Origin of the sequence: Streptomyces albipurpureus (assembly GCF_023701525.1) — a bacterium.
Lineage (GTDB): Bacteria > Actinomycetota > Actinomycetes > Streptomycetales > Streptomycetaceae > Streptomyces > Streptomyces albipurpureus.
In genome coordinates this window covers 38,877-62,360 of record NZ_JAMQAW010000009.1, presented here as the reverse complement: position 1 = coordinate 62,360, position 23,484 = coordinate 38,877, and the positions used below count along the sequence as shown (strand labels likewise).

Below are 23,484 nucleotides of genomic sequence, written 5' to 3'. Positions count from 1 at the left end.
CACCATAGACACCAGGGCCGGTGCTTCTCGGCCGACTTTCGTCCCCTTCCGGATAGACGAACGTCGCCCGCTCCCGCTGCTCTTGGACACGCCCTTGGCTACCGAGGCCCAGAACGCGTCCAGCACGGCACTACCTGGTTCTGATCTTGGTCTGGTCAGTTCTGTCCGGCGCTCCACCCCAGCGGTCCCCCAGGGTCCCCCACCGCAGTGCCCGCACAAGCGCGATCGGCCCTTGAGTGGGCGGAGCCCTCACCCCGGAGAACGAGCGGCAACAAGAGACCCATCGGTGACATCAGCCACTTCCAGGGCTCCGCACATACAGCCCGCCCGGCAACCGAGCGGACGCGAGGAAGGGCAGCGCCACAAGCCTGCCGAATCAACCGCCGCAAACAACGAGAAACGGGCCTCACCAGGACTTTCGTCACTGTTGAAGACCCGTTCATCGGTTCTTACTGGTGCGCGAGGGGGGAGTTGAACCCCCACGCCCTTTCGGGCACTGGAACCTGAATCCAGCGCGTCTGCCTATTCCGCCACCCGCGCATTGGGTGCTGTCGTTTGGATCTTCACCGGCCTGGTGTGTCCCCTGGCGACATCGAGAAGATTAGCACGCTGGACCGGGTGGATTCACATCCGTTTGTTTGGCCTTTCCGACCGGGGAACACGCACAGACAGGCCGGAGAACACGCAAGGTCAGGGCGGGACAGCACAGACAGCTCCCCAGGGCAACCCCATGCGGCAGGGGAGTGCGCACCATGGGCGAGCGGTCGCAGAGAGCACCAGAAAGCAGGGGAGACAAGCGGAGGAAGCGGGCACAAGACGAGCAGGGGCCTGTCAGCCCGGGCCCGATCCGCAGACGGCGACGAGAGGCAGGGACATACAGCGGACAGCAGTGACCCCACACGACACATCAAGACCGTGCGCCACCCGCAACTCAAAGGTTCTGCGGGCCAGACCTCGCCCCTCGCCTCCATCCACGCAACCGCAGCGTCCCGGTTCACACAAGCACGGCACAACCACGGCACAAAGAGGGAACAAGCTGCCGGGAGCAGACGGGGTACGGAGCGGGAGAAGGGGCGCCGACAGGACCGGAGAAGCCGGAGGGGTCCATGAACCGGAAGGCCGACGGACCGGGCGCGAGGAGGGAACGAACCGGGCCCGGGCCGATATCCAGAGCAGCCGGCAGCAGTTGACGGCTCGGCGGCGAGAGCCTCTCCGTCGGCTCTGACCAGGCCTTCGACGAGCGAGAAGACAGATGAGGGCGGCGGGTCAGCAGGAAACGTATCGAGTGTCAGACCGGGGAGCGACCATGGGAGGGAGCAAGCAGTACCGACGCCGGCGGAGGTCGGCCCCCGCTCCTCCTCGCCGCACCCGGGGTGCGGGACACTGTCATAGAGCCGCCTCTACGATCCGTGTGAGAGGTGACACTCATCGACGGTGCAGACAAGGGGAACCAGCCGATTTCCCGACGCGTGGATACGATCAGTAAGCAGTATCAGGACGGCAGCAATGGAGGAGGTGCCCGATGGGAGTCCTGAAGCGTTTTGAGCAGCGACTCGAAGGCATGGTCAACGGCACCTTCGCCAAGGTGTTCAAGTCCGAGGTTCAGCCTGTCGAGATCGCCGGCGCCCTCCAGCGCGAGTGCGACAACAACGCGACGATCTGGAACCGTGAGCGGACTGTCGTCCCCAATGACTTCATCGTCGAGCTCAGCACGCCTGACTTCGACCGGCTGAGCCCGTACTCCGGCCAGCTCGGCGACGAGCTCGCGGGCCTGGTGCGCGACTACGCCAAGCAGCAGCGCTACACCTTCATGGGCCCCATCAAGGTCCACCTGGAGAAGGCCGAAGACCTCGACACCGGTCTCTACCGCGTGCGCAGCCGTACCCTCGCGTCGAGCACTTCCCAGACACCCGGACCCGGCCCGGAGCCGGATGGCCACGGCTATCCGCCCCGTGCCGTCGGCAGTGCGCCCAGCGGAGCGCCTCCGATGCCGGACTCACCGCCTCCGGGAGGCCGTCCCAGCCCTACGCCGATCGGAGACCGTCGCCCGCCGAGTGGTCCCGGTCTGGCACCGGCAGGTGGTCAGACAAGGCGGTGGATCGAGATCAACGGCACTCGCCACCAGATCTCGCGCTCCACGCTCGTACTGGGTCGTAGCACCGACGCCGATGTGCGGATCGACGACCCTGGCGTATCGCGCCGTCACTGCGAGATCCGGACCGGAACGCCCCCGACGATTCAGGATCTCGGGTCCACCAACGGCATCGTGGTAGACGGACAGCACACTACGCGCGCTACGCTCCGCGACGGCTCGCGGATCGTCGTGGGCAGCACCACAATCGTTTACCGGCAAGCCGAAGGGTGAAGCGGGGGCAATGTCAGAGCTGACCCTTACGGTCATGCGGCTAGGTTTTCTAGCTGTTCTGTGGCTGTTTGTAATTGTGGCCGTCCAGGTCATTCGTAGCGACCTGTTCGGCACGCGGGTCACCCAGCGCGGTTCACGCCGCAATGCGGACGCGCGCCCTCAACAGGCGCGCCAAACCGCCGCGCCGCCGCAGCAGCGGCAGCAGCCGAGTAGTCGGCAGCGGCGCGGGGCACCGACCAAGCTGGTTGTATCCGAGGGCACCCTCACTGGCACTACGGTGGCGCTCCAGGGTCAGACGATCTCCCTGGGACGGGCCCACGATTCAACGATCGTGCTGGACGACGACTATGCGTCCAGCAGGCATGCCAGGATCTACCCGGACCGTGACGGCCAATGGATCGTCGAGGATCTTGGTTCCACCAATGGCACCTACCTCGATCGGACCCGGCTCACCACTCCGACGCCGATTCCGCTGGGCGCGCCGATCCGCATCGGCAAGACCGTCATCGAGCTGCGGAAGTAGTAGGACATATGACAGCGCGCGAGCGGAGCGAGCGAGCCGCCGCGGTCCCGAAAGCGGACCAGGACCGGCTCCCGACCGGAGGGTGGGCAGTGTGGCGCGAGACCGGCTGTACCCCGAGCCGACGGGCGAGGTGCGCATGAGTCTGTCTCTGCGCTTCGCCGCCGGATCGCACAAGGGCATGATCCGGGAGGGCAACGAGGACTCCGGCTACGCCGGTCCCCGGTTGCTGGCGATCGCCGATGGCATGGGCGGTCAGGCCGCGGGCGAGGTTGCCTCGTCGGAGGTGATCTCCACCCTTGTCACGCTCGACGACGATGTCCCGGGCTCCGACCTTCTGACCTCGCTGGGCATGGCCGTTCAGCGAGCCAATGACCAGCTGCGGCTGATGGTCGAGGAAGACCCCCAACTCGAAGGCATGGGCACCACGCTGACGGCCCTGCTGTGGACGGGCCAGCGGCTGGGTCTCGTCCATGTCGGCGACTCCCGCGCCTATTTGCTGCGCGATGGGTTGCTGACCCAGATCACCCAGGACCACACCTGGGTGCAGCGGCTGGTCGACGAGGGCCGGATCACCGAGGAAGAGGCCACCACCCATCCGCAGCGCTCGCTGCTGATGCGCGCCCTGGGCAGTGGCGATCATGTGGAGCCCGATCTCTCGATCCGCGAGGTTCGTGCGGGTGACCGCTATCTGATCTGCTCCGACGGCCTGTCAGGCGTGGTCTCCCACCAGACGATGGAGGAGACCCTCGCCAGCTACCAGGGCCCGCAGGAGACGATCCAGAACCTGATTCAGCTCGCTCTGCGCGGCGGTGGCCCCGACAACATCACCTGCATCGTCGCGGACGTCCTCGACACCGACTCCAACGACACCCTGGCCGGTCAGCTCAGTGACACCCCGGTGGTCGTCGGAGCGGTCGCCGAAGTCCAGCTCCAGCTGAACGACGGTGGAGCGATGCAGACCCCGGCCGGTCGTGCGGCAGGTCTGGGACGTCCCGTACCGCCGCAGCAGAACGGCGGGTTCGGGCCGCCCGGCAGCGGTGACGGGGGATACGGCGGCAGGCCGCCGGAAGGCTCCTATGACGCCTACACCGATGACGACTTCGACAAGCCTCACCGCGGGCGCTCCTGGTTGAAGAGATCGTTCTTCATCACGCTGGCGCTGGCGGTGGTCGGCGGTGGTCTGTACGGCGGTTACCGCTGGACGCAGACCCAGTATTACGTCGGCACCAAGAACGAGCATGTGGCGCTGTACCAGGGCATCAGTCAGGATCTGGCCTGGGTTTCGCTCTCCAAGGTGAAGAAGAACCACCCCGAGATCGAACTCAAGTACCTCCCGCCCTATCAGCGCAAGCAGGTCGAGGCCACGATCACCCAGAAGAGTCTCGGCAAGGCGCGCAGCAAGATCGGTGAACTCGCCGCACAGGCCTCCGCTTGCAAGAAGGAGGAGCAGCGCCGCGACGCGGCCGAGCGGGTGAGCGCGGCACCGCCCGGTGAGGGTGAGGCAGGCGGCGCCGCCGGTATCCCCGCCGCTGCGCAGAACGCCGAGCAGAACGCCGACCAGACGACCATCAGTAAGCCGTCCACGGCCTCTCCGTCTCCCTCGCCGGGCCCCACCCTGTCGGAGGACGAGCAGAAGCTGGCCTCGAACTGCGGGAAGCAGTAACTCAGCCGTAGGGGGCCCTCTCCACCATGAGCGTTGTGACCAATACCACCACGATCGGCGCGATCGACGCACCGAGTCGCCGCAACACCGAGTTGATGCTGCTCGGCTTCGCGGTCGCCGTCCCGGTGCTCGCGTACATCAATGTGGGGCTCGCCCTCGACGGCAAGCTGCCCACCGGCGTCCTCGGCTATGGACTGGGGCTCGGCCTGCTGGCAGCCGTGGCGCACCTGGTGGTACGGAAGTTCGCGAAGTACGCCGACCCGCTACTGCTGCCGCTCGCCGTGCTGCTCAACGGCCTGGGCCTGGTGATGATCTGGCGGCTGGACCAGTCACCGCGATTGATCCAGCGCGCGGAGCGGGCGTTTGGCGCCTTCACGCCCGACGCTCCGAAGCAGATGCTGTACTCCGCGATCGGCATCGCGCTGTTCGTGGGCGTACTGCTGCTGCTGAAGGATCACCGCATCCTTCAGCGCTACACCTATATCTCCATGGCCCTGGCGCTGATTCTGCTGATGCTGCCCATGTTCTTCCCCGCCCGCAACGGCGCGAAGATCTGGATCAGCCTCGGTCCCATCAACATCCAGCCCGGCGAGTTCGCGAAGATCATCATCGCGATCTTCTTCTCCGGCTATCTGATGGTGAAGCGCGATGCGCTGGCGCTCGCCAGTCGTCGGGTGATGGGTCTCTACCTACCCCGTGGTCGTGATCTGGGTCCGATCCTCGTGGTCTGGGCGATGTCCATCCTGATCCTGGTCTTCGAGACGGACCTCGGCACGTCGCTGCTGTTCTTCGGCCTCTTCGTGATCATGCTGTACGTCGCCACCGAGCGAACCAGCTGGATCGTCTTCGGCCTGCTGATGTCAGCGGCCGGCGCGGTCGGTGTCGCCACCTTTGAGCGACATGTTCAGCAACGAGTCGACTTCTGGCTGAATCCATTCGCCGATGAGACCTGGGCACAGAGCGAGCAGATCGGACAGGCGCTGATGTCCTTCGGTGCCGGCGGCACCCTGGGCACGGGCCTTGGACAGGGCAACTCCGACCTGATCATGTTCGCCGCCAACTCCGACTTCATCCTCTCCAGCTTCGGCGAGGAGCTCGGCCTGGCCGGGATGATGGCGTTCTTGATGATCTACGGATTGATCGTGGAGCGGGGGGTGCGTACGGCGCTCGCCGCCCGCGACCCCTTCGGCAAGCTGCTGGCGATCGGACTCTCCGGAGCCTTCGCCATCCAGGTCTTCGTGGTTGCCGGTGGTGTGATGGGGCTGATCCCGCTGACCGGTATGACGATGCCGTTCGTCGCGGCCGGTGGTTCATCGGTGATCGCCAACTGGGCACTGATCGCCATTCTGATCCGTATCAGCGATACCGCCCGGCGCCCCGCACCCGCTCCCGCCCCGTCCCCCGATGCCGAGATGACCCAGGTGGTCCGACCGTGAACAAACCCCTGCGCCGGATCGCCATCTTCTGTGGACTGCTGATCCTCGCCCTGCTCGTACGCACCAACTGGCTCCAGTTCGTCGAGGCGGAGGAACTCAACACCCACGACCGCAACCGCCGGGTCCTCATCGAGCGGTACGCCAGCGAGCGCGGCAACATCATCGTCGACGGCAAGCCCATCACCGGCTCCGCGAAGACCGATGACACCGACTTCGCGTTCAAGCGGACCTATGTCAACGGCCCCATGTGGGCCCCGGTGACCGGGTACGCCTCGCAGGCTTTCGGAGCCAACCAGATCGAGAACCTTGAGGACGGCATCCTCACCGGAAACTCGGATCAGCTCTTCTTCGACCGCACCATGGGCATGTTCACGGGTGACAAGAAGAAGGGCGGCAATGTCGTCACCACCCTCAGCGGAGCCGCTCAGCAGGCCGCCTTCAAGGGCCTCGGTTCCAAGAAGGGCGCGGTAGCGGCCATCGAGCCGAAGACCGGGAAGATTCTCGCGCTCGCCTCCACTCCGTCGTACGACCCCTCGTCCTTCGCCGGCTACGGCGCGTCGGACGAGAAGATGTGGAACGCGCTGGAGAAGGACAAGGACAAGCCGAAGCTCAACCGGGCACTGCGAGAGGTCTACCCGCCCGGCTCGACGTTCAAGGTGGTCACCGCCGCCGCCGCGCTGGAGCACGGCGTGGTCAAGGACATCGACGCGGATACGGACACCCCCGAGCCGTGGAAGATCCCGCTCTCCACCCAGCCGATGAAGAACCATGCCTCAGGCTGCGAGAACGCCAGCCTCAACCAGGCCATGAAGGTCTCCTGCAACTCGGTCTTCGCCAAGCTCGGCGATGAGGTGTCGCGGGACAAGATGGTGGAGACGGCCGGCAAGTTCGGCTTCAACACCGAGCAGTTCATCCCGGTGCGCACATCGGTGGCCGCCTATGACAAGACGATGGACCGTGGCGGGAACGCGCTGTCCTCCATCGGCCAGTACAACACCACCGCCACCCCGCTCCAGATGGCCATGGTCACCGCGGCGATCGCCAATGACGGCAAGCTGATGAAGCCGTACATGATCGACCAGCTGGAGGCGCCGAACCTCGATGTGATCGAGAAGACCGAGCCGCAGGAGATGAGCCGTCCCGTCTCCCAGGAGAACGCACAGCTGCTCCAGAAGATGATGGAGAACGTCGTCGACAACGGCACCGGCGGCAACGCCAAGATCAGCGGGGTCAAGGTCGGCGGCAAGACCGGTACGGCCGAGAACGGCTTCAACAACAAGGGCACGCCCTACGCCTGGTTCATCTCGTACGCCAAGACGGGCGACGGCTCCCCGGTGGCGGTCGCGGTCGTCGTCGAGGACAGCGAGGCGCGCGGCGGCGACATCTCCGGTGGCGGTCTGGCGGCGCCGATCGCCAAGGCGGTCATGAAGGCGGTCCTGGACAAGAAATGAGCATGAGCGGTTCAGGGGTGCCGGCGAAATCGACCGCCGACCGAGGCCCATCGGACGGCGACCGGGCTCCACGGCACCCCTGACTCCACGGCACCCCTGACACCATGGCGCCCCGCCGCACTCGCGTTCCCGCCGACCGATCCGCCCTCCCTCAGCGTCGGACTCGTGATCCAGCGTCGGACCCACCAGTGGTCCCGAGGACCGCGAGAAGCCATATCCCGCTGACTGTTCCGTGTGGTACGTCACAGCCCCAGCCCGTCCGCGGGGTCATTTCGACCCGCGCTGGAGGGCAGCGTTCCGGGTGGGTGTCGGCCGACGGTTCTCAGACGTTCCCCCTCTGTCGCGTCATCGTGCGGCGCGGATGGGGAAAGGCGGTCCGTCATCATTATTCCTGGCAGTCCGCCTGATAAAGCCGCTTTCGATTACCGAGGCCGACATGGTCCCGGGGTGCACCCGGTATCCGGAGGTCGGCGCTGGTAAGGCGCCCGCAGAGGGATTCGGAACTCGTATACCGGTCGGATATCGGCTGCCCTTGAGGGCCGGGTTGCGTCCGACGCGACGGGTACCGTATGCCAGGCAGCCACAACTGGTTCAGGGAGAGGTTCACCGCTATGGAAGAGCCGCGTCGCCTCGGCGGCCGGTACGAGCTGGGCTCGGTGCTCGGCCGTGGTGGCATGGCCGAGGTCTACCTCGCCCACGACACCCGGCTCGGCCGCACCGTCGCTGTGAAGACGCTGCGGGCGGACCTCGCCCGCGATCCGTCTTTCCAGGCCCGGTTCCGCCGCGAGGCCCAGTCGGCCGCCTCGCTCAACCACCCGGCGATCGTCGCGGTCTATGACACCGGCGAGGACTACGTCGACGGGGTCTCCATCCCCTACATCGTGATGGAGTACGTCGACGGTTCCACACTCAGGGAGCTGCTGCACTCCGGACGCAAACTGCTGCCCGAGCGCACGCTGGAGATGACGATCGGCATCCTCCAGGCGCTGGAGTACTCCCACCGCAACAACATCGTGCACCGGGACATCAAACCGGCGAACGTCATGCTGACGCGCACCGGTCAGGTCAAGGTGATGGACTTCGGCATCGCGCGCGCCATGGGCGACGCCGGGATGACGATGACCCAGACATCGGCCGTGATCGGCACCGCGCAGTACCTGTCCCCCGAGCAGGCCAAGGGCGAGCAGGTCGACGCCCGCTCCGACCTCTACTCCACCGGCTGCCTGCTCTATGAGCTGCTGACCGTGCGACCGCCGTTCATCGGCGACTCACCGGTGGCGGTGGCGTATCAGCATGTACGCGAAGAGCCGCAGACACCCAGTTCCTTTGACGCCGAGATCACGCCCGAAATGGACGCGATCGTACTGAAGGCACTGGTCAAGGACCCGGACTACCGCTATCAGTCAGCCGACGAGATGCGTGCGGACATCGAGGCGTGCCTCGATGGCCAACCGGTCGCGGCCACGGCTTCCATCGGCGCGGTGGGCTACGCCGCCTACGGCGCGGACGCCCAGGCCACCACGGCCATGCGCCAGGCGGACCCGGCCGCCCAGACCTCGATGCTTCCGCCGATGAATCCGGACGGCGGAGGCTACGACGGCTATGACGATCGCCGGGGCGATCGTCGCCGGCAGCAGAAGAAGTCCAACACCTCGACGATCCTTCTGGTCGTGGCGGGCATCCTGGTGCTGATCGGCGCGGTGCTGATCGGTCGGTCCCTCTTCGACGACGAGAAGAAGTCAACGGACATCTCAGTCCCGATCCTGGTCGGGAAGACGGTGGAGGAAGCACAGGGGCTGGCGACCAACGCGCGCGTCGAGATCGCCCAATCCGGTTCGCAGCGCTGCGACCAGCCCAAGGACACCATTTGCAGCCAGACCCCGGCCAGCGGGCGGATGCAGCAGGGCGAGACCGTCCAGTACGTGCTGTCGGAGGGCGCACCCAAGATCGAGGTGCCCGATGTCACCGAGAAGTCGCAGGAGAGTGCCGAAGAGGCACTCGCCCGCAAGGGCTTCGAGGTCGATGTGAAGCGGGTCGAGTCGTCGGACAAGCCGCCGGGCACGGTCATCAAGCAGGACCCCGAGGCCAACAGCATGGCCGAGCAGAAGTCGACGGTCACCATCACGATCGCCAAGCGCGAGCAGGTGAACGTACCCCCGCTGGTCGGAAACCAGCTGGCGAGCGCGCGGCAGCAGCTCACCACGTTGAAGTTCCAGATCCGTGAGGAGTTCGTGGACTCCGACAAGCCCAAGGACGAGATCCTTGAGCAGAACCCGCCCGGTGGTAGCAAGGCGGACGCCAACAGCACGGTGACGATCAAGATCTCCAAGGGCCCCCAGCAGCAGAGCACCCCGGTGCCCAACCTGTTCGGTCAGACGCTCGCGCAGGCGAAGGTCATCCTGCAACAGGCGGGATTCCAGCTCGGCAATGTGGAGGGCTCTGATGAGGACACCGCGCTCGTCGTCAGCCAGGACCCGGGGAGCGGCGCTCAGGGCACTGCCAATCAGCAGGTGAACCTGAAGACCGCAGGAGGCGGCGGCGAGGGGAACAACGGCGGCGGCGGGGACGGCGCCATAGAGGGCCTGCTCGGCGGTGGCTTTGGACGCGGTGACTAGGCCTCGCCCGAAGCCCCCTCTGCTGGCCCCTCCCCGCCCTGATCGTCGCTGATCACCGGCGGAGCGGGCTTGAGTCGGAGCGGAGCCCCCGGAGCCCTGGAAGGGTGCCGGGGGCTCCGCTCTGTGCTGAGGGGCTCTCCTGGGAGGGACGAAGGCCTAGCGCGACAGTGGACTCCGCTGGGCCGAGGGCACGACAGTGGCTTTCGCTGGGCCGAGGGCACGATGAGCGCGGGGGACGTGGGAGCACATCCCCGTCGGATGGCGTGCGAGGAAAACGGTCCGCCACGAGCGCCCAGCGGGCGGAGTCAGCCGCCCGCGGATCGTTTCAGCGCAGCTCAGCGGGGCGAGTGCGGTCCTTGTCGACCTTGTCCTCCCGCACCAGCTCGCCCCAGACGATGTAGCGGAAGTCCGAGGTGAAGACGGGCGTGCAGGTGGTCAGCGTGATGTAGCGGCCCGGCTTGGTCTTTCCGGATTCCTTGGGCACGGGCTGGAGCACATCCACATTGAACTTGGATGTCTTCGGCAGCGTCTTGTAGACCTTGTAGACGTACCAGCTGTCCCGGGTCTCGAAGACGATCGGGTCGCCCACCTTCATCTTGTGGATGTTGTGGAACTTCGCTCCATGACCGTCGCGGTGGGCGGCGAGGGTGAAGTTGCCCTTGGCATCCGCGGGCAGGGCGGACTTGATCGGCTTGGTGTAGTAGCCGGCGGTGCCGTCGTTCAAGTGCTTGGCATCGGTGCCCTTCTTCACCAGCACCTCGCCGTTCTTCATGGCGGGCACATGGAGGAAGCCGATACCGCCCTTGACGTCGAGATCGCCAGGCCCACGGTTGTCCGCCCAGTTGTCGCGTATCTCATTGCCCTGGCGGGAGGACTCACGCTCGGCCAGGACATTGGTCCACCAGAGCGAGTAGACGACGAACAGCCCGAGCACCACGCCCGCGGTGATCAGCAGCTCGCCGAAGACACTGACGATGCCGGCGATCCGGCTACGCGCACGTGACACTGCTTCTCTTCCCGTCTGGCCGACTGGACAACTGGAGTCCCTAGCCTACGAGCGCGTCCGGCTTGCCCTTACTGCGAGGTCGTTCCTCGACCATCTTGCCCCATACGATCATTCGGAAGGTACTCGTGAACTCCGGGGTACATGTGGTGAGCGTGATGTAGCGACCGGGTTCGGAGAAACCGGAACCGGGCGGCACCGAATCGATGACGCTGACATTGGACGGTGGAGTCTGGTCCAGGATGCTCGCCATCTCATAGGTGTAGTACGTGTCTTGTGTCTCCACCACGATGGGATCGCCCGGTTTCAAGCGATTGATGTAGCGGAACGGCTCGCCATGGGTGTTGCGATGGCCCGCGACCGCGAAGTTGCCCGTACGGTCCGACGGCATCGCGGTCTTGAGCTTGCCCTCGCTGTAGTGACCGACCATTCCGCGGTCGAGGACCTTCTCCTTGTTGATACCGGCGGCCACCGGGACGACCACGTCCAACTTCGGGATGTACATGATGGCGAAGCCCTCGCCCGGGCGGAAGGCATCCGGCTTGCGACCGGCGGCCCAGGCGTCCTGGATCTTGCTTGTCTCGCGGTCGACTTCCTGCCCGGCGCGGATGTTGGTCCACCAGAGCTGATAGGTGACGAACAGCAGCATCAGCACACCGAAGGTGATGAAGAGCTCTCCGATGGCTCGGCTGGCGACCACGGCGGGGCTTTCCTTCGCCTCCCGGGCGGCACGCCGAGCCTCAACGCGCGTCAACGGTCGACCGGCAGGACCCGGTCCCGGGCCACTCCCCGACGCCCCTTCGCCCCCCGGAGGCGGACCTGAGCGTCTGCGCCCGCGCCCCTTGGCCGCTCTTCTACGCTCGGCCCGTCCAGGCCCGGGAGGCCGCTCGGGCCCGCGATCCGGAGCGGCGGACTCCCAAAGAGCGGCGGATGGTTGGGAGGCGTTCGCGCCACCGAACTCCGTGATGAGCGGCATAGGGGCCGTTACCGGGTCGAACCGTTCCGATATCGGCCGGGAGCCCGCCGGCTGGCCGAAAGAGTGTGTGTCGCCCACCCGTTCATAGGGCTCTGCGCGCCTCTGGCCATGCCGTCCGCGGCCGCTCCCCTGCCTGGGCTCATCCCAGGACCCCTGCCCCGGTCCAGGCCCGGACATCGGCCTGGAGCCCCGCGTACCCGGCTGGGACGGAACTCCCCCGGGCGTCGGCCCGGGGCCGCGCCCCCGCTCCCGCCCGACGGTCCCTCCTGGCCCGGGTGCTGTTCCCGGTTGCTGTCCAGGACCGGGCCCCGGGCCCGAACCCGGTGATCGCCGTGGCTCAGGGCGGGGGGACCAACCCTGTTGCTGATAGTTCTCGGTGTAGGCCCGCGCGCCGGGGGAGGCATCTCCCGGGAGTCCGCCATGAGCCGTCCGGCCGCGCCCACCCTGCTCGGGCTCAACAGCCGACTGCTCCCGTAGCCATGGCGCTGCGGGAGGGTCCGGGTCCGCCAGGGGGTCGTACTCCTCCCCGGGGCGCCGGGTGGTCACGCCAGGGCCTTGCCCACCACTGGCGCGAGGCCTACCGAACGGCCGACCGCTCCGATGTCACCGCACTGCTCCAGCCAGTTCGCGAGCATCAGATGACCATGCTCGGTCAGCACCGACTCGGGGTGGAACTGCACCCCCTCGACGGGCAACTCACGGTGGCGCAGCCCCATGATGATGCCGTCGGCGGTACGCGCGGTGACCTCCAACTCGGCGGGCAGCGCGGCCGGCTCCGCGGCGAGTGAGTGGTAGCGGGTCGCGATGAAGGGCGAGGGCAGACCGGCGAAGACGCCCTTGCCACCATGGGTGACCAGCGATGTCTTTCCGTGCAACAGCTCCGGTGCGCGATCCACCACGCCTCCGTACGCCACGGCCATGGACTGCATCCCGAGGCAGACTCCAAAGACCGGCACCCCGGTGGCCGCGCAGTGGCGCACCATCTCGATACAGACGCCGGCCTGCTCGGGAGCGCCGGGGCCGGGAGACAGCAGTACACCGTCGAAGCCGTCCTGGGCGTGGGCGAGCTCGACCTCGTCGTTCCGTACGACCTCGCACTCGGCGCCGAGTTGGTAGAGGTACTGGACGAGGTTGAAGACAAAGCTGTCGTAGTTGTCGACCACCAGGACGCGTGCGCTCACCGGACCGCTCCTTCTGCTGCCGCTCTCCCTGTCGTTGCGGCGTCGCCCGCTCCCGCGCCCGCTCCGTCGACCGTCACATCGTTGAACGGAAGCAGTGGCTCCGCCCACGGAAAGACGTACTGGAACAGCACGTAGACGACCATCAGGACGAGCATGAGCGAGAGAACTGCCCGCAGCCACGCATTGCCCGGCAGATGCCGCCAGATCCAGCCGTACATGCCGTCCCTTTCCATTCGGTACCGCTCCAGACTAAAGGGCGGCAGGGTCCAGCGGGTCAGCTGCGTAAAGCTTCCGGTTTGCCGTCCGTCACAGCCGGGCGGCAGCCGGCCGCGCAGGGGCGATCAAACGGTGGCCGCGGCTCGCCCGTCACGAGGACCGACCCACGGCCCGACTAGGCGAAATCTGGCACTTTCGGTAGGTAATCGACCCATTCGTTACCTATCGAGATCGCTAGAGCGTCCTTCTGGCCAACCCGGTGAACGAAAAAGATCGTTCGATCCCGAGAACCGCCGATCCTGAGAACCGCCTGAGTCTCGGGTCTCGGCCGAGAGGTCTTGCGGGAGCACCTGCTAGCCGGCCGGCTTCGCGTAGTGGAGATCCACCGCGCCCGAGTAGCCGGGGAGAGTCACCGCCTTGCGCTCGTCCACCTTCCAGCCGAGACCGTACGCCTTCACATAGAGCTGGTAGTTCTGGAGCGCGGAAGACGTGTCGAGCGCCTTCCTGAGCCGGTCCTGATCACCGACTGCCGTGATCTTGTACGGCGGGGAGTAGACCCGCCCCTGGAGGATCAGGGTGTTGCCCACACAGCGCACCGCGCTGGTGGAGATCAGTCGCTGGTCCATGACCTGGATGCCCTTGGCGCCGCCCTGCCAGAGGGCGTTCACCACGGCCTGGAGGTCCTGCTGGTGGATGACCAGGTCATTGGCCTGCGGCTCGGGATAGCCGGGGGCGGCCTGGGCACCGGGCGGGGCGTCATTGAGGGTGACGGTCAGCGCGCTGCCACCGACCTTCTTGGTTCCGGCCGCCCCCTCCAGGGCGCCGAGCCGTTTGTCCTCGGCGTCGGTGAGGTCGTGCTGGCGCTCGGCGAGGGAGTCCACGTCCTCGCGCAGCGCGGCCGTGGACTCATCGAGATCGCCGTTTCGGGCGCTGCGCTCCCGGATGAGGTCGGAGAGCTTCAGCAGTGAGTCATCGGTCCGCAGATTGGTGCCCTTGGCGGTGTTGAAGCTGGTCACGAAGATCACACCGGCGAGGGCGAAGACGGCAGCGGTCAGCACTCGGCCCGTGCGCCGTTTCAGGGCGCGGACCGTCTCTGGGCCATGACCAGGCTGGCTGTCTTCCGGCCCGTGCCGGGAGTCGGCAGAATTGCTCAACGTACCCTTATCTCCTCAGGCGCCGCGGAAGCACTACGCTAACGGACGCCCGGGGGAGGGCAGTGGTCCCCGTCGCTCCAGCCCCGGCACCAGCCACAGTTCCCTGCGCGGTCACGCAGCGCATCGACAGGAGAGTCCCTCGTGCCGAAGTCACGTATCCGCAAGAAGTCGGAATCCACGCCGCCTACGGCGACGAAGCAGGCCACCAGCATCAAGCTGACCAACCGCAGTTGGGTGGCTCCAGTGATGCTGGCGCTCTTCCTGATCGGCCTCGCTTGGATCGTCCTTTTCTATGTGACCGAGAGCAAGCTGCCGATCGAGTCCCTCAGGAACTGGAACATCGTCGTGGGCTTCGGCTTCATCGCCGCGGGCTTCGGTGTCTCCACCCAGTGGAAGTAGCTCCACAGCGGACCGCGTCCTGAGGCGCACCCCAGCGCGAGCGGGGCTGGCTTGCCAGCGCCCGCGCATTTCTGCGTGCTCTGCTTCGTGGAGCGGACGCGTTGGTCGGCCCCGGGTGGCTGGTCGAGACGGCTGGCCTACCCGGGTCACCCAACGTGCCGTTCGGCATGTCCCGGCGGTTTGGACGCCGCCGGTCTAGCGGGCTCCCCCGAGCCAGGACGGGCCCGGCGGTGGCGCTGCGCGATCAGCCTCGTAGGGCCTGATGGCCCTGCTCGTCAAGCTCTGCCCCAAGGTTATCCACAGAGTTGTCCACAGTGGGGAAAAGGTCAGACGATCTGTGGATAACCTTCAAGAGGTTGACGCCGGTGTGACTGCTTAGGTCATCCTGGTGATGCGGCGGGCCCCTTGTCCCTGCTGGGGAAACACGACTCCGTGACAAGCCGCACACATGTACCCCACACCTCGCGCGAGATCCGGCACCCGCTGTGGACAACCGATCGATCAGGTGAGTGAAACGGTCCTGCCGACGACGGTGGCCAGGATCAACAGCAGCACCGCCGCACAGGTCGCCAGCTGGACCAGAGTCCGTCGATCCCGTGGCGCGTACACCAGCCCGAGGGTGATCAGAGCTCCGGCGACCAGTCCACCGATATGACCTTCCCAAGAGATGTCCGGCCGGGTGAAGGTCAGCACCAGGCTCACCGCGAGGATGATCAGGACCGGCCGCATATCGATGTTCGTACGCCGTGCCAGCACCGCGAAGGCACCCATCAGACCGAAGATGGCGCCGGAGGCACCGAGGGACGGCTGATTCGGCGCCGCCAGGAGATAGGCGAGCGCACTACCGCCGAGGCCGGAGAGTAGATAGACGGCGATAAAGCGGCTACGGCCGAGGGCGGGCTCCACGATCCTGCCGAGGAACCAGAGGCCGAGCATGTTGAAGAGGATGTGCGGCAACTCCTGGTGCAGGAAGACCGCGGTGACCAGTCGGTACCACTGGCCGTGCGCCACCCCGACGATCTCGCTCAGCTGCGGACTGTAGGCGTATCCGATCAGCTCGGTCTCGGCGAGGAAGCGCTCGCCCAGCGCCAGCACCATCACGAAGACGGCGACGTTGATTCCGATGAGGATCTTGGTGACCAGGAAGGAGTCATCGGTGATGCTGCCGCCCGCTATCGTGCGCGGCCGATTGGCGTCCGGGGCATGGCCGGTACCGGAACCGGTGCGTACGCATTCGGGACACTGGAAGCCGACCGACGCGCTGATCATGCATTCCGTGCAGATCGGCCGCTCGCACCGGGTGCAGCTGATGCCGGTGTCACGGTCGGGGTGCCGGTAGCACTTGGGCAGGCTCGGCGCGTCCTGTGGCCCCTGCGGACTGCCTGGCGCTTGGTCCATGAGATCCCTCAATCCTCCCGACGCAACACACCGCCCCGTCCATCCAGACGGATGGACGGGGCGAATTTGTTCCCCTGCTCGCCGAGGAACGTGCCCGCGTCGGGCCCTGTGCTTCTCCCTACGGGCGCCCCGGCGCTGTTCCGCGGTCCTTGGCGGACGCGCGGGACCGCCGCCTAGCCGCGCGTCTCGATGACAACCGACTCGATCACTACGGGATTGAGCGGCTGGTCCGTGCGCGGGTTGGTCTGGAGGGACGCGATGGCGTCCACGACCTTCTTGCCGGCGTCGTTGGAGACCTCGCCGAAGATGGTGTGCTTGCGGGTCAGCCAGGAAGTGGCCGACACGGTGATGAAGAACTGGGAGCCGTTGGTACCCGGACCCGCGTTGGCCATGGCCAGCAGATACGGCTTGTCAAAGCCCAGCTCGGGGTGGAACTCATCGGCGAACTCATAGCCCGGACCACCGGTGCCGTTGCCCAGCGGGTCCCCGCCCTGGATCATGAAGCCCTCGATGACCCGGTGGAAGACCGTGCCGTCGTAGAGGCGGTCCTTGGACTTCTTGCCGGTCGAGGGGTTGGTCCACTCGCGCTCGCCACTCGCCAGCTCGACGAAGTTCTTCACCGTCTTGGGCGCGTGGTTCGGCAGGAGCCGGATCTCAATGTCGCCGTGGTTGGTCTTGAGGGTGGCGAAAAGCTGCTCGGCCACGGTCCTGCCTTCCGTAAGACTGCTCTGTACGGCTCCGATCCTCGCACGGAACGGGAGCGCAGACGGAAACCCTGCGGCACCGGTCGCCCAGGGGGCGCAAAACCACCGGGAATCTGGGCAGTACCCGTACCCGGCACGGTCGATTGCGATCACTCAGCGTCGCCGATCGCCGTCACTCGACGTGGTCAGCCAGGACCGCTCGGTGCGGTCGGCGCGCAGCGGGCGACGGTGGCGGATTGACCCGGATGCCCGCCCCACATGCCGGGATGGCAGTCAACAGGCATGATTTTCGAACAGGCGGAAAGGCGAGAAATGCCGCGCTGGGGATCGCCCCAGGGCTAGGAACGCCACCGAGGAGGAGGATTCCCGTGACCCGCATGGACAGCGTGCGCGCCGCGACCGATTCGGCGAAGGAGAGCGTGCTGCACGCCGCGGAAGTGGTGGCGCCATACGCCGGAACGGCCAAGGACCAGGCCGCGCTCTACGCACACGAGACTCGTGCACGGATCGCACCCAAGGTCAACAAGGCCGCGAAGCAGGCCCGCTACCAGGCCCGTACTCAATACGACACCTTTGTGGCACCGCATGTGCCGCCGAAGGTGGACGAGGCTGCGCACCGAGCCGCACTCCAGACCCGGAAAGCCGCTCGTCAAGCGGCGGATTACACCAAGCCGCGCGTGGAACACGCGGTTGCAGCCGCTGGTCCCGTACGGGACGAAGCTGCGTCTCGCTCCGCTGCCGCACTGGCAGCGCTGCGTGGTCAGGTAACCGCGAAGGAAGTTCAGAAGCTCATCAAGAAGCACCAACGGCGTTCCAAGGCCGCACGGTTCGGCAAGGGTCTGGCCATCGTCGGTGCGGTGGCCGGCGGTGCCTTCGCCCTCTGGAAGTGGTGGGACCGGCAGGCCAATCCCGACTGGCTGGTGGAGCCGCCCGCCGCCACCGAGGTCTCGGAGCGCAATCCGCTGGCCGCCGTCGACGGCAGCCCGGAGGCTCTGGACCCTGAGGTGCAGGCGAAGCAGGACGAAGCGGAGGCCGCGGACGGGGACGAACGCCGCTGACCGCCGTATGAGGAGCCGGGAGGGTTGCTGGTCTCCCGGCACCTCATGCCGCGTTGAGTGTCTGTGATGCGCCCGGGTAGTCGTCGTCGGCATCCGAATCGAGCGCAAGAGCGCGGTATTGGTCCAGGTCAAGGACCCGCCCGTGATCCGGGCCCACGGCACAGCCCTGACTCTGATCGAGAACCCCGTCCACCCCGTCAACGCCGACACCGAAATCGACATCGGCACCAGCGCCTTCACCGTGCGGGACCAGAGCGCGATGACGATCCACGCCGGCCGCCGTACCGTCCTGGCCTTGGTCGAGGGACCCCCGCTGGTCGAGAGCTCCGTCGGTATCGTCGGCATCCCCGCACCGGTGCTCCTCAGTGGGCACTCCCTGCGGCGAGTGGGGAACGCTCAAGCCAACGGGAACGATCTGGACCACGGGTGCCACCGGCGCCTCGGACAGTGCGCCGTCCCTCGGTCCCCCGGAAGCGCTGTGATCACCTTCGACGGCGGGGGCCCCGGCCGAGGGGGAGGCATCCATGCCGGTGCTCGCTGATGAGTGAGTGGTACGAGTGTCAGTGGTGGAGCTCTTGGCGCCACCGGTTTCGACGGCGGGCTGAGCAGCGCTGCCACGGCCGAGCCAGCGGGCCCTGCTGGAGCCGGCCGCAGATCCGGGCCGAGCGCCGGCGATCGCGGTGGCGATCGGGTCCGCGTCAAGGATGGGCAGCTTGCGCACCGACGGGGACGAGCCATGCGCTTCCGCGCTGATGCGCTGCTTGATGGTGGGCGGGAGCGACCTCTCGCGCACCGCCGGCCGCCAGCGCCTGCTCTGTGCCGGCACCACCGCCCGCGCGCCGTCTCCCTTGCGCTCCTGCTGGGGCAGGGCGGGCAGTTCCGGCGTCTGGGCGATGGGCTGGGCGGCTGCCGAGGATGCGGCACTCGTCAGCCCGATCGAGGCGAGCAGTGCGAAGAATGCCGTGATGAAGCTGGTCCACAGATCTCTGACCTTGATGGCGGCCATGATCCCTCACTTCCCCATTGTTCGTGTTGGGCGATCTACATACCTTTCTCATGATGTGTATGCGGCTCAAGTTGCGAAGGACCGACGCAGCCGCTACGCAGTTCTTCTGATGAACACCACCCGGTCGGCTCAATCGGAGCCTTGCGGACGGGGCACAGCAGCGTTGATGACGGGTCATCAGCGGTACGGAGCTGCCCGCTCCGGACACGGAGGGTAGGCATCTCGGGAGCCGCTCTCGGCCAGGGGGCAGCGGTACGCCGCTCCCCTTCGGTTGGTCAGCCTCGGTTCGTCAGGTGGGTTGTCAGGAGGAGTCGCGAAGCGGCGGCAAAGGGCGAGGAGCCTTGTGAGCGGGGTGTTCGGCGCTGTGGTGGGTGGGTACCACTGCCCGCCGTCACCGGAAGCCCGGGTCCGGGCCCCGGGTCGCCCAGGAGTAGCGGGACCCGCCCGGGGCTGTTTGCACCCCGGGGCGCCGCCCAGGCTTCCGCCGCCGCGGTGATCACGGTCGGTTACCGCTCGCCGGTGCCACGGAACGTCGCCGGGCGCAACCGGAGTGATCACACCCGGCTCGCCGCCCTGACCGCTGGAATCGATCGCCAAGGGGACCCCACTGGCTCCACGGTGCCTCCGAACGGCTGAACGCCATCATTTTCACGGCCATCTCCACGGCCATCTCCATGACCGATTCCCTGGCCGATTCCCTGGCCTCGACCGAGCCCGGCCGTGCGGGTGTCGGCGCGTCAAAGGCGCGTGCGTAAGAGGCACGTGCGTAAGAGGCACGTGCGTAAGAGGCACGTGCGTAAGAGGCACGTGCGTAAGAGGCACGTGCGTAAGAGGCACGTGCGTAAGAGGCACGTGCGTAAGAGGCACGTGCGTAAGAGGCACGTACGTAGCTGTCGTCGCACGCCCGTCAGGGGTTGCGGAACAGCCCTTACCGGCGGACAAATGCGGCCGCGTCATTCTCAGGGTGCGATTTCACTCACTCTTCCGAGGTAGCCAGGCTCATTCCCCGGTCGCACCCCCTACGCGTTATTAAGTCAATTCTCAGAAATTGAGACAGCTATCAGGAAAGCGTCAACCCGCCCAGCCGCTCAACCCTCTTACCCCTCGAAAGGCAAACGATCGAGGAGGGACCACCTTGGGTATCCAGGGCTGGAGAAACGCCGCTATGGCCACCGGTATAGCCGGAATCCTCATTGGCACGGGAGGTGTACAGGCCATTGCGGCACCATCCGCCGCACCGAAAACGGATTTGCGAGCGGATATCAACCGGGACGGCAAGGTCGATGTCACCGGAGAAACCGATACATCGGGTGAGGACAGCTGGACGCGCCTTCGCGGTGCGGTGGTCCTGCCCAATATCGATGACGATGCCAAGCGCTGCCCGACCCGCAGCAGCACGGGCAAGCCGCTCACCGACGCCCAACTCGCCGCCTGTCATGACGCCGCCGACACCGTACTGAACGGGGCGAGTGACGCCGCGGACCTGGCGCGGCTGAGGACCGTTCCCGCCCCGGGGGTCTCGGGTCAGGCAACCGGCAGCGTCACGATCGTGGGCAAGGGCAAGGCCCGGCTGTTCATCAACCGTGGCGGCAAGTGGAAGCACTTCGCCGCAGCCGATCGGCTCACCGCAGCCGAGCTGCGTTCCGGTGTGGAGTTCGGCATCGAGGCCACCGATGTGGTGCGGGACGCCAAGCTGTGGGACGGCCGGGTCCAGGTCCGGCTGAGCGTCACCGATGGTGGAACCACCGTCTCGGACGACGTACTCCTGAAGACGGCACCCGTACTGACTCACCACCATCGGCAGAAGGCCCAGGAGGTCCTGGTCACCAAGCTGGGCAAGGACGTCACCTATCCGGAGCTGGTGGCGGAGCAGCACAAGTTCGTCCGGGACCTGGAGCGCGAGGTCAAGGCGGCTGGCATCACCAAGCCGGTGAAGAAGTTCACCAAGTACGGCGACCCGTGGGCACAGGACTTCGTTGAACCCGGCTATGTCAGCATGACGGGACCGGGTGGCAGGACCCAGGCGATGCGGGTGCTGATCCGCTCCGCCCAGCTCGACCGGAGCGCCGGCCGGGAGCTGTTCGAGAGGCTGCGCGGCAAGGATGTCGGCGTGGTGCAGGTCGCGGGCGCGCTGGACAGCGAGGAGTGGACGCTCAACTCCATGGGCAACCTGGAGACGATTCCGCCCTACGCCCACCGGGGCAAGGAGTATCCGGCGGGCCGGATCATCATGGGTCACCGGCCCGACTACAAGTCACTGCCGGCGAAGTCGATGCGGACCTTCCTCGCTTCGCAGGGGATGCAGTCCCCGCTGCTGCTCGACACGGCCTGGCTCGGGGTCGGACACGTCGATGAGTTCGTGCAGTTCCTGCCCGCGAAGACCGCGCGCGGCTGGCGGATCGGGATCGCCGACCCGCAGGGGGGTCTCGGCCTGCTGAAGAAGGCCAAGGCTGAGGGCCACGGAAGCAAGAAGATGTTCTCCGTGCCGGGGAAGTTCGGGATGCCCGCGCCTGCGGAGACCATTGAGCAGGTGCTCGCCAGCCAGGCCTTCCAGGCGGACAACAAGCTGGCCACCGAGCGGATCGAGGCCAATCTACGGCTGCTGAAGGCCGAGACGGGGATCACCGACGCCGAGGTGGTTCGGGTGCCCGGCCTCTACTACCGCGGCTCGCTGAGCGGCCCGGCGGCAACCGGCCAGAAGCTCCAGCGGCTCGGCGGCGACTACTTCGGCAAGTTCAAGATGGGCCAGCGGGGCAAGCAGCCGTTCGCCCAGGGCAAGGCGGCTCCGGCCGTCTGGCAGAACGGCGCCTATGTGCCGGGCGCGGTCAATGGTGTGGTGTTGAGCGACTCGCGCTATCTGTCGGCCAAGCAGTGGGGCCCGGTCATCGACGGCAAGGACGTCTTCGGTACGGCGGTGAGCTCTGCGTACGCCAAGGCGGGCTTCACCACCGTGTACATCGACGACTGGTACACGTACCACGCGGGCTCCGGTGAGGTGCACTGCGGCACCAATACGCTGCGGGACATGTCTCGGGCGTGGTGGAAGCGTTCCTGATCGCGCGGGTGTCGCCGACCCTGGATGGCGACCGTCAGCCGGCACGGCGATCCCGACCGCGACCCCGACCGCGATCCTGACCGCGCTCCTGACCGAATGACGATTCTCTGATCGCGGCCGCGGCCCCCACGCGCTCGATGGCGTGGGGGCCGCGGCACAGCGTCCGCCCATGGTCGCGGCCCCACGCAGTAACGATTCTCTTCGGCGGTGGGGTTCAGCGGTCCAAGGGAGGGGCGATTCGGCGCGTCACTTGGTCAGGGCAGCCTGGAGCTCATCGAGGATCTTGTCCGCTCCGGAGTATCCGATGCCCTGGATCCACAGCTCGTCCTGAACCGGGAAGACCTTTCCGCCCTTCACCGCCGCGAGGTTCTTCCACAGCGGTCCGCCCAGTACCTCGGTCGCCTTGGCCTTCTTGGGGTCACCGATGGTGGAGTGGAAGATGACATCGGCATCCGCCATATCGATCTTCTCGGGGCTCACATTGAGCATAAAGCCGTCCTCCGCCTGATCGGTGACGGCGGGACGGCCCAGACCGACATCGGTGAGGAGCGTGCCGATGTAGTTCTCCTTGCCGTAAATACGGATATCCGCGCCCTCAACAAAACGCACGATATTGACCTTGGTGGCGGCGGCCTTGTCCTTACCGCCCAAAGCCTTGGTGACCTCGGCGATATGCGCGGTGTACTCCGCCACCGTCTTCTTGGCCTCGGCGTCCTTGTTGAGCGCGCTCGCGTGGGTAAGGAAGTTCTCCTTCCACGGGAGGCCGGTGCTCTCGGTCAGCACGGTCGGGGCGATCGCCTTCAGCTCGGCGTACTTGTCGCCATGGCGGAGCTTGCTGCTGAGGATGAGATCGGGCTTCAGCGCCGCGACGGCCTCCAGGTTGGGGGCCGTCATCTCCCCGACCAGCTTGACGTCCTTCAGCTTGTCGGCCGGCAGATGCGCGGGAAATCCGGAGGCCGAGTCGGTACGGGTGGCCCCCACGGGCTTCACCCCGAGCGTGATCACGGAGTCCAGTTCGGCGGTGTCCAGGACAACGACCCGCTGCGGCTCGGCCGACACCTGCACATCGCCCATGACGGTCTTGACGGTACGGGTCTTCTGCGCGGCCGAGCCCTTCTCCTCGGCCTTGTCCGAGTCCGTCTCGGAGCCACAGGCGGTGAGGGCCAGGGTGCCCGCGACGGCGGCCGCCAGGGCAGCGGCGCGACGGCGCCGGGTGGGGTTGCTGATCATGAGAGGACCTTGCTCCTGATTCGGATACGGAGGGTGTGGATACAGGGGGTA

At 66.6% G+C, this 23,484-nt stretch carries 18 protein-coding genes and 1 tRNA gene; 9 read left to right on the top strand and 10 right to left on the bottom strand.

Annotated features, from left to right (window positions below):
• Positions 1–453: 453 nt before the first annotated feature.
• A tRNA-Leu gene (locus NBG84_RS11275) sits at positions 454–540 on the bottom strand.
• Between the two features lie 982 nt (positions 541–1,522).
• Between NBG84_RS11275 and NBG84_RS11270 the strand changes: the two genes are divergently transcribed.
• From NBG84_RS11270 to pknB, 6 genes are all read left to right on the top strand, one after another.
• Positions 1,523–2,365, top strand: coding sequence for an FHA domain-containing protein (locus NBG84_RS11270; RefSeq protein ID WP_250919214.1), 843 nt, complete (start codon positions 1,523–1,525; stop codon positions 2,363–2,365).
• 10 nt (positions 2,366–2,375) lie between these two features.
• Positions 2,376–2,888 carry an FHA domain-containing protein FhaB/FipA gene (locus tag NBG84_RS11265; protein WP_250919213.1) on the top strand — a complete coding sequence of 171 codons (513 nt, stop codon included), beginning with the start codon at positions 2,376–2,378 and terminating at the stop codon, positions 2,886–2,888.
• A gap of 136 nt (positions 2,889–3,024) precedes the next feature.
• Complete coding sequence (locus tag NBG84_RS11260) at positions 3,025–4,551, top strand: PP2C family protein-serine/threonine phosphatase (RefSeq protein ID WP_250919212.1); 1,527 nt, start codon at positions 3,025–3,027, stop codon at positions 4,549–4,551.
• A gap of 26 nt (positions 4,552–4,577) precedes the next feature.
• Positions 4,578–5,987, top strand: a complete 1,410-nt coding sequence (locus NBG84_RS11255) for an FtsW/RodA/SpoVE family cell cycle protein (RefSeq protein ID WP_250919211.1) — start codon at positions 4,578–4,580, stop codon at positions 5,985–5,987.
• On the top strand, positions 5,984–7,438 hold the full coding sequence (locus tag NBG84_RS11250; protein WP_250919210.1) for a peptidoglycan D,D-transpeptidase FtsI family protein: 1,455 nt from the start codon (positions 5,984–5,986) through the stop codon (positions 7,436–7,438). Before NBG84_RS11255 ends, NBG84_RS11250 begins: the two co-directional genes overlap by 4 nt.
• A gap of 611 nt (positions 7,439–8,049) precedes the next feature.
• On the top strand, positions 8,050–10,053 hold the full coding sequence (gene pknB / locus NBG84_RS11245) for a Stk1 family PASTA domain-containing Ser/Thr kinase (protein ID WP_250919209.1): 2,004 nt from the start codon (positions 8,050–8,052) through the stop codon (positions 10,051–10,053).
• 325 nt (positions 10,054–10,378) lie between these two features.
• On the opposite strand, the gene NBG84_RS11240 is transcribed toward pknB, so the two are convergent.
• The 5 genes from NBG84_RS11240 to NBG84_RS11220 all read right to left on the bottom strand — a co-directional run bounded on the left by NBG84_RS11240 (position 10,379) and on the right by NBG84_RS11220 (position 14,583).
• On the bottom strand, positions 10,379–11,059 hold the full coding sequence (locus NBG84_RS11240; RefSeq protein WP_250919208.1) for a class E sortase: 681 nt from the start codon (positions 11,057–11,059) through the stop codon (positions 10,379–10,381).
• Positions 11,060–11,099: 40 nt separating this feature from the next.
• Positions 11,100–12,542 carry a class E sortase gene (locus tag NBG84_RS11235; RefSeq protein WP_285366635.1) on the bottom strand — a complete coding sequence of 481 codons (1,443 nt, stop codon included), beginning with the start codon at positions 12,540–12,542 and terminating at the stop codon, positions 11,100–11,102.
• 32 nt (positions 12,543–12,574) lie between these two features.
• On the bottom strand, positions 12,575–13,213 hold the full coding sequence (locus tag NBG84_RS11230; RefSeq protein ID WP_250919206.1) for an aminodeoxychorismate/anthranilate synthase component II: 639 nt from the start codon (positions 13,211–13,213) through the stop codon (positions 12,575–12,577).
• Positions 13,210–13,431 carry a hypothetical protein gene (locus NBG84_RS11225; protein ID WP_250919360.1) on the bottom strand — a complete coding sequence of 74 codons (222 nt, stop codon included), beginning with the start codon at positions 13,429–13,431 and terminating at the stop codon, positions 13,210–13,212. The genes NBG84_RS11230 and NBG84_RS11225 overlap by 4 nt, the downstream gene beginning before the upstream one ends.
• A 351-nt stretch (positions 13,432–13,782) precedes the next feature.
• A complete protein-coding gene (locus NBG84_RS11220) occupies positions 13,783–14,583 on the bottom strand; it encodes a DUF881 domain-containing protein (protein WP_425608615.1) in 801 nt (266 codons plus the stop codon).
• Between the two features lie 141 nt (positions 14,584–14,724).
• Here NBG84_RS11220 and crgA point away from each other — a divergent pair, with 141 nt between their 5' ends.
• On the top strand, positions 14,725–14,982 hold the full coding sequence (gene crgA / locus NBG84_RS11215) for a cell division protein CrgA (RefSeq protein WP_250919205.1): 258 nt from the start codon (positions 14,725–14,727) through the stop codon (positions 14,980–14,982).
• Positions 14,983–15,483: 501 nt separating this feature from the next.
• On the opposite strand, the gene NBG84_RS11210 is transcribed toward crgA, so the two are convergent.
• Both NBG84_RS11210 and NBG84_RS11205 read right to left on the bottom strand, forming a co-directional pair.
• On the bottom strand, positions 15,484–16,380 hold the full coding sequence (locus NBG84_RS11210; protein WP_250919204.1) for a rhomboid family intramembrane serine protease: 897 nt from the start codon (positions 16,378–16,380) through the stop codon (positions 15,484–15,486).
• 173 nt (positions 16,381–16,553) lie between these two features.
• A complete protein-coding gene (locus NBG84_RS11205; protein WP_250919203.1) occupies positions 16,554–17,084 on the bottom strand; it encodes a peptidylprolyl isomerase in 531 nt (176 codons plus the stop codon).
• A 368-nt stretch (positions 17,085–17,452) separates the two neighbouring features.
• Between NBG84_RS11205 and NBG84_RS11200 the strand changes: the two genes are divergently transcribed.
• The gene (locus NBG84_RS11200) at positions 17,453–18,142 is read left to right on the top strand and encodes a DUF5324 family protein (RefSeq protein WP_250919202.1); all 690 of its coding nucleotides are present in this window, start codon (positions 17,453–17,455) and stop codon (positions 18,140–18,142) included.
• 43 nt (positions 18,143–18,185) lie between these two features.
• Here the strand turns inward: NBG84_RS11200 and NBG84_RS11195 are convergent, their stop codons facing one another.
• Complete coding sequence (locus tag NBG84_RS11195) at positions 18,186–19,148, bottom strand: DUF6344 domain-containing protein (protein WP_250919201.1); 963 nt, start codon at positions 19,146–19,148, stop codon at positions 18,186–18,188.
• Positions 19,149–20,313: 1,165 nt separating this feature from the next.
• Between NBG84_RS11195 and NBG84_RS11190 the strand changes: the two genes are divergently transcribed.
• Entirely contained in the window at positions 20,314–22,203 is a 1,890-nt protein-coding gene (locus NBG84_RS11190) for a protein-arginine deiminase domain-containing protein (RefSeq protein WP_250919200.1), read from the top strand.
• A 246-nt stretch (positions 22,204–22,449) separates the two neighbouring features.
• On the opposite strand, the gene NBG84_RS11185 is transcribed toward NBG84_RS11190, so the two are convergent.
• Complete coding sequence (locus NBG84_RS11185) at positions 22,450–23,433, bottom strand: ABC transporter substrate-binding protein (RefSeq protein WP_250919199.1); 984 nt, start codon at positions 23,431–23,433, stop codon at positions 22,450–22,452.
• Positions 23,434–23,484 lie beyond the last annotated feature (51 nt).

Bases quoted from the DNA above. Each gene is read 5' to 3' on its own strand.
- NBG84_RS11185 (WP_250919199.1), bottom strand. From the start codon at position 23,433: ATGATCAGCAACCCCACCCGGCGCCGTCGCGCCGCTGCCCTGGCGGCC.
- NBG84_RS11270 (WP_250919214.1), top strand. From the start codon at position 1,523: ATGGGAGTCCTGAAGCGTTTTGAGCAGCGACTCGAAGGCATGGTCAAC.
- NBG84_RS11255 (WP_250919211.1), top strand. From the start codon at position 4,578: ATGAGCGTTGTGACCAATACCACCACGATCGGCGCGATCGACGCACCG.
- NBG84_RS11265 (WP_250919213.1), top strand. From the start codon at position 2,376: ATGTCAGAGCTGACCCTTACGGTCATGCGGCTAGGTTTTCTAGCTGTT.
- NBG84_RS11210 (WP_250919204.1), bottom strand. From the start codon at position 16,380: ATGGACCAAGCGCCAGGCAGTCCGCAGGGGCCACAGGACGCGCCGAGC.
- NBG84_RS11225 (WP_250919360.1), bottom strand. From the start codon at position 13,431: ATGTACGGCTGGATCTGGCGGCATCTGCCGGGCAATGCGTGGCTGCGG.
- NBG84_RS11195 (WP_250919201.1), bottom strand. From the start codon at position 19,148: ATGGCCGCCATCAAGGTCAGAGATCTGTGGACCAGCTTCATCACGGCA.
- pknB (WP_250919209.1), top strand. From the start codon at position 8,050: ATGGAAGAGCCGCGTCGCCTCGGCGGCCGGTACGAGCTGGGCTCGGTG.
- NBG84_RS11260 (WP_250919212.1), top strand. From the start codon at position 3,025: ATGAGTCTGTCTCTGCGCTTCGCCGCCGGATCGCACAAGGGCATGATC.
- NBG84_RS11190 (WP_250919200.1), top strand. From the start codon at position 20,314: ATGGCCACCGGTATAGCCGGAATCCTCATTGGCACGGGAGGTGTACAG.